Source organism: Candidatus Zixiibacteriota bacterium (assembly GCA_018820315.1).
GTDB lineage: Bacteria > Zixibacteria > MSB-5A5 > JAABVY01 > JAHJOQ01 > JAHJOQ01.
Map to the genome: position 1 here is coordinate 1 of JAHJOQ010000149.1, position 6,492 is coordinate 6,492.

Annotated in this window: 3 protein-coding genes; 2 read left to right on the forward strand and 1 reads right to left on the reverse strand. The window is 50.8% G+C overall.

Annotation, left to right across the window (positions count from 1 at the left end):
* A partial coding sequence (locus tag KKH67_14585; GenBank protein ID MBU1320408.1) for a hypothetical protein occupies nt 1-276 on the reverse strand: 276 nt, incomplete at its 3' end.
* Nucleotides 277-946: 670 nt separating this feature from the next.
* Here KKH67_14585 and KKH67_14590 point away from each other — a divergent pair.
* Together KKH67_14590 and KKH67_14595 are read left to right on the forward strand one after the other, a co-directional pair.
* Nucleotides 947-5,794, forward strand: coding sequence for a T9SS type A sorting domain-containing protein (locus KKH67_14590; protein MBU1320409.1), 4,848 nt, complete (start codon nt 947-949; stop codon nt 5,792-5,794).
* A gap of 514 nt (nt 5,795-6,308) precedes the next feature.
* Nucleotides 6,309-6,492: hypothetical protein (locus KKH67_14595; protein MBU1320410.1), on the forward strand; the 184-nt coding region annotated here is incomplete at its 3' end.

Here is a 6,492-nt window from a genome sequence, read left to right on the forward strand (position 1 = left end):
GAATATTTTCTTAACAAGAGCACCCTTCTCCATTGCCTTTGCTGCTACTGGTATCCCGATCTTTTTCCACCACTCTGCAACAAACACAGCTTCCTGGTTTAATGTTGGGTCCGCACCTGGGGTCAATGTAAGAAGCTCCATAGGCGCCATCTTTTCTCCGCTGGGGAGTATTAATCCCTTATAAGCATCAGCCTGGGGAGTGTGCCCCAAAATGGAGAAAAGCATTACAAATGCAAATACAAGTGTTAAGCATATACCCAGTTTTCTTGATCTCATCTTTTAACCTCCATAATTTTGTATTTTCATCTTTGACAAATACCTCAAACATTCATGTACCTACTTAACAAACCTTACCCAAAAAGTCACCTCCTTTCTCTCTATCCTAAGAATTTTCTGTTAGCTTTCTTAATATTCCTCATCCTATTTCAGTCTGGAAAAAGCGAGGTCCAGCATCTCTATGCCTTCCCCAATTCTATCCTCTGTGATTGCGATTATGTGCTCCGGTTTTGTTTCGCCTCATCCAGTTCGCATTCCGGAGTCGATTTTTGGGTCGCATATTATGCGTTTTGGGGCATGGGTTTCGTCGCAGGTATTACTTCAGAACTCCGTCGTAAGTGTATAAAGATTCAACATGTTATGACGGTCAAAACGACCAGAAACGTCTTGACATTCTCCAGCTTTGTGATATATTGGGCACGATGAGGGACTCCGTCACTGTGGCGGAAGTCCAGTTTGCTGTGCCGTTGTTGTCTTACTTTTTACTTACGTGTCAGGTGCTTGAAATCGGTTAGGAGTTTTTCAGGCTCTCGGGGGAGGGCCAAGCGATTTCGGCAGAAACACATGCTGCACTCGCCAAGTCTTATGGAATAGAAGCACTAGCTCATTAGCAAAATGTTCCTCAGGCTATCATCCTGCGGTAGTGGGCTGTATACAAGGAGAGCAAGAAATGCCAGTTCGTTTTTTCAAGATCATATTGATGGTGCTGTTCGTCGCACCTGGATTGATGCTGTCAGGCTCCTCAGCGCTGGCAGGTGCGGGTGATCAGGCTATCATCGATTCGCTCTTGTCGACGGTCGGCAGCGAATTATCTCTTCAGGAGATTTTCGACAGCCTCGGCTATGGCATCGATGTGGTTAACGACGAGTTGGGACTGACGGAGTTCTGTGCTCCATCTGAGGGCAATGTAGCTGTATTGATGGAGGAGCTCTCGACATCATTTGGCAGTGCATACGCCGGATGGTACAATTCCGCCGACTCCAATGACAAGGCGGTACTATTCGATCCCGCAAACAGCGCCAACGATTCGGTACAGTTCTCGATTGGTGGCGCTTCGAATGTAGGGATATATTTCATCCCGGGGATCAGCGGTGGCTACACTTGGTACATGAATCAGGCATTCAACAGGGATATGTACGACCATGCCAAGGTTTTCGCCACAAACCAGAATCCGAACGAATACCTGGTCTGTTTCGAGGATCTCAAGAACGGTGGGGACATGGATTTCAACGATCTGATCATGAAGGTCAGATTTGCGAATCAGCCGCCGACCGTGGTTCTGCCGGATGACATGGTTATTGCGGAATGTACTGAGCAGACGGTTTGTTTTGACATTACCGCGCAGGCTGGCAATTGCTCCGGCGATTCGGTCACTCTCGAGATGGTGCTAGGCTATGGCGACTTCGCTCCAGTTTCTGGCGCTGGTACTATAACCGCTACGCACTGCTTCTATGCTTCGAATCCTATTTATACTTATGTCTTTGTATTCAAGGCGACCGATGCTTCCGGGCTCGTCGGATATGATACATTGATTATTGACAACCAAACGAATTCTCCTCCGAACATCTTTGTTCCGGACGATTTCGATACTCTGATCTGCTCGAACGATGAGATCTGCTTCACCGTCCTGGCTAGCGATGTTGACGATGATATCATCGAATTCGAGATGCTCGAAGGCTATGGCAGCATCGATCCGCTCACTGGCGAAGTCTGCTTCTTGCCGGAGCTCGGAGATTCGGCTGAATACAAATTTATCATTCGTGCGATTGATGAGTGCTGTTTGCACAGGGAGGAACAGGGTGCAGATCCGGCCTGGCCATATTCCTGCCCGCGTGACACGGTTGTGATTACCGTAGTGAAGAAGCCGGCTCCGAGCATTGCGGTATCTGATGTAGACACATCTCTTTGCGAGCCCGCAACTGTTTGCCTGCCTGTCAGCATCGAGAACCCGGGAGGTGGACAGGTTACTATCGAGGTTTCGCCGCCTGCCAGCTACAACGAACTTAGTGGCGAGGTCTGCCTCTATGTAGATCAGAGCGGCGTTCACGAGATTATTATTACTGCCTCGGATGATATCTGCGGTGTCGGCGATGTCGATACTGCCACGATCACGGTTGATCTAAACGGTCTACCCGTGGTGACTCTGCCGGCGGATACATCATACATACTGTGCGAGCCTGAAGAATTCTGCTTCACTGCCACTGCGTTTGATCCTGACGGTGATCCGCTCACGTTTGGATTGGAATCGGGTCCGGGGCAGATCGATCCGGTGACAGGAGAAGTATGCTTTACTCCACCCGGCGCAGGTACTTACCAATGGGTGGTCTTTGTTACTGATTATTGCGTGGTGCCTGATTACGATACTATTTCGATAGAACTCGTTTTGAATCTGCCGCCAACGGTTGAAGTTCCCGATACATCTCTATTCCTCTGCGAGGAACTTACGGAAGTCTGTTTCTTTGCGACAGCATCTGATCCTGATCCGGGCGACGTGCCTGTGTTGTCGCTCGTCAGCGGGCCGGGAAGCCTTGATGCTCAGACGGGCGAGATATGTTTTACACCTTCTACCGAGGGAACCTATCAGTTTATCGTCAGAGCCATTGACCAGTGTGGCAAGAGCGACCTGGATACGGCAGACGTGCTGATCGGCCTGAACCGCGATCCGGCGATTGTCATGGCGCCGGTCGACACGATTTTCTGGTGTGAATTGGGCGATTCGGTTTGTTTTGTAATTGATGTTGATGATCCTGATGCAGGTCAGTCCTTGACCTTTGAACAGATATCCGGCGCCGATGGCAATCTGGATGCAGAGATCGGCAAGTTCTGTTTTCTGCCCGATGCTGCCGGGTCGTATACCTTCCAATTCGCAGTTACAGATGAATGCGGAGCTGCGGACACTGCGGGCACCGAAATCACTATTTCACTCAATGGTGTTCCCGTCGTGACGCTGCCTGGTAACTTCTCCGATTCGTTGTGTGCGCCGGGCGAGATCTGCTTCCCGGTCTCAATCTCTGACGATGGAGATGTTACTGTCGATGTGAGCCCGATTGGGACTTACGCTGATGGTGAGGTATGTTTTGTGGCTACAAAAGACACGACTTACTGCATCACTGTCCGCGCTACGGATACATGCGGAATTTATGATGAAGATGTGATCTGTATTAACGTGTCAGTTAACCAGTTTCCGACTCTGTCGCTTGGACCTGATCAAAGTGCGTATCTGTGTAGTGTCCCCGATAGTGTCTGCTTCGGCTACTCGGTATCCGACCCAGACGGCACCGATCCAGTAGTCAGCATAGTGTCCGGGAACGGCATTGTAAGAGACGGCGAGATATGCTTCGAGGCTGATTCTGTCGGCAGATACTACTTTATTGTGAGGGCCACCGACGAATGCGGAGAATTCGATGATGATGACATATTCATCACCGTCGATGCGAACAACCCGCCTGAGCTGGATGCGTCCGGTGATTCCGTCTATCTTCTCTGCGCGCCGGAGCAGATCTGTTTCGAGAACCCATATTCAGATATCGATTCACTTGACAATGTAACGTTCATTCTGGTTTCCGGGTCGGGAGTCGTTTTCCAGGAGAACGGCACTGTCTGCTTCACTCCTCCGGCCGCCGGCACATACCAGTTTGTAATCAGAGTCGAGGATGACTGTGGTACTTTTGATCAGGACACAGTGCTGATAACGGTTGATCTCGACAGCCCACCGGCTATCACCGGCGAGGATTTGAACATACATGTTCCATACTGCGGACCGGACGATACTCCGGGTGAGCTGTGCTTCATAGGAATCGAGGTGAGCGATCCTGATTTGAGCTATGTCCTCACAGTTAGCCGGACTTGCGGTCCCGGGAGTTTTGATCCGGCGACGTTGACAACCTGTTTCACGCCCGATCTGAATGACTCTACTTATGAATTTTGCTATCGGGTCGAGGACATCTGCGGTGCATATGATGACATTCACCTGTTTGTGAATGTGACTACCGAGAATGTCTGCGACACCGCTACGTGTCTTACGGTCTCGATCGAAGATATGGAACAGTGTGCATACAACAATTCGAACATCACGCTGAATGTCTACTCGGATGTTGCTACAGGCATTGGCGGATTCGACGTGCTCATGCAGTACGATGTTACCGGCTTTACATTCCTGAGCGCAAATCCGGGACCGGCTCTCAGCAACTGGGAGTATTTCACGTATCGCTATCTGGCGAACGGAGATTGCAGCGGCGGCCCGTGTCCCGATGGCCTCATTCGAATTGTCGCTATAGCCGATATCAACAACGGTGCAAGTCACCCGCCTGTATCAGCATTCTATCCCGATGGTTCTATAATCCAACTCGGATTTCATGTGACTGATGATGTGAACTTCGGCGGACTATTCTTCCCGGTCAAGTTCTTCTGGATGGACTGCGGTGACAATGGTTTCTCCTCGATCGGAGGGGATACGCTGTTTGTTGACAGACTGATCCTTGGACAGAATATCATCGTCTGGGACGAGTTCAACGAAGGTCTTTATCCCGAGTCAAATCGCATACGGAACACTGGCGCACCTGACAGCTGTCTGGATGGCGATAAGGAAGCCCCGTTGCGTTGCGTGACATTCCAGAATGGGGGGATTTGCATAATCAGCCCCGACTCGATCGATGCGCGCGGCGATATGAATCTCAACGAAGTCGCAAATGAAATCGCTGATGTAGTTCTATACACGAACTACTTCATCTGGGGTGCCGAAGTATTCACTATCAATCCTCCGGGGCAAATTGCTGCGAGTGACGTGAACGCCGACGGCCGTACGCTGACTGTTGGCGATCTGGTCTACATGGTCAGGATCATCACCGGTGATGCGCAGCCGATTCCGAAACTTGCGCCGTACGGCATGGGGGCTGATGTCGAAGTCAGGGCATCCTCTCACGCTACCGAGATCGCAACAGTGACGAGCGCAACGCTTGGCGCGGCGCATTTCGTGTTCGATTTCGATCCGGCCGAGGTCACACCCGGCGCGCCGATTCTCAGCAGTGAGGCGTCAGACCTTGATATCAGTTACTCGATCGTAGACGGTACAATGAAAGTGTTGATATATAGCCTTTCGACCAAGCATATTGAATCAGGCGAGAACTCGCTCTTCACGATTCCGCTTCAGGGCGACGGCACCCTTGAACTTGTGCATGCTGATTTGTCGGATTATGACGGCAATCAGCTTACGGTGTATCTGAAGACTCAGACTTCATTGCCGAGCAAGTTCACTCTGTCGCAGAATTTCCCGAACCCGTTCAACCCGGAAACTGAGTTCGAAATGTATCTACCTGCGCCGTCAGACTGGACAGTGCAGATTGTCAACGTACAGGGACAGATCGTCAGAACTATCGATGGTTCCGCCGCCGCCGGTATTGTCAGCGTCCGTTGGGACGGCACCAATGACGGCGGTGCGAAAGTAGCGTCGGGGATATACTTCTATCGAGCGACAGCGGGTGAATACTCCGAAACGAAAAAGATGGTTCTGCTGAAATAAGCCATAGTTTCACGCAATGAACCTACGCAAGGCCTTGAGAAATCGAGGCCTTTTTGTTATGCGTGGGGAAGGGCCGTATGGCCGCGATCTGTGATCGCGGTGGTTGGTGTGCCCTTCGAGAGTATTGTAGGTCAGGATCCCTGCCTGATCGAGCGAAGCGAAGAGCAGGTACGAACGAAAGTGAGCAGATCCTGACAAATTGCTTGACGGTCGGATCGAAGAAGTAGGCAGGATCACTCCGCTTCGCTCCGGATCGCTGCCCTACATTTTCAGGATTATGTCGCGGAAGGCCTGCCGAGGCTGTCCCAGAAGGCCCATGTGGAGTCCATTGAATATGGCAGGCGTAACACATGTCGTCCCCGCGAAGGGGCTTGTTGAAAAACTCCCGGAGCATTCAATCGTCGTCATCGCGAGGAGCGAAGCGACGTGGCGATCTCCAAGTCAATCAAGGCTATTGCGAAATGTGGAGATTGCCACGCTTCGCTCGCAATGATATCATTTAGGGTTTCTCAACATGCCAGGAAAACGGAATATAGATGGCTGCAAACGTCTGGGACAAGGTGAACACTTGCACATACAATACAAACTGGATACCGATTTCGGGCCTGTTGAAAAAGGCACGGACCGCGGAACGTCGTCATCGCGAGGAGCGAAGCGACGTGGCGATCTCTATGTAAATCAAGGCTATTGTGAAATGC

Bases quoted from the DNA above. Each gene is read 5' to 3' on its own strand.
- KKH67_14590 (MBU1320409.1), top strand. From the start codon at position 947: ATGCCAGTTCGTTTTTTCAAGATCATATTGATGGTGCTGTTCGTCGCA.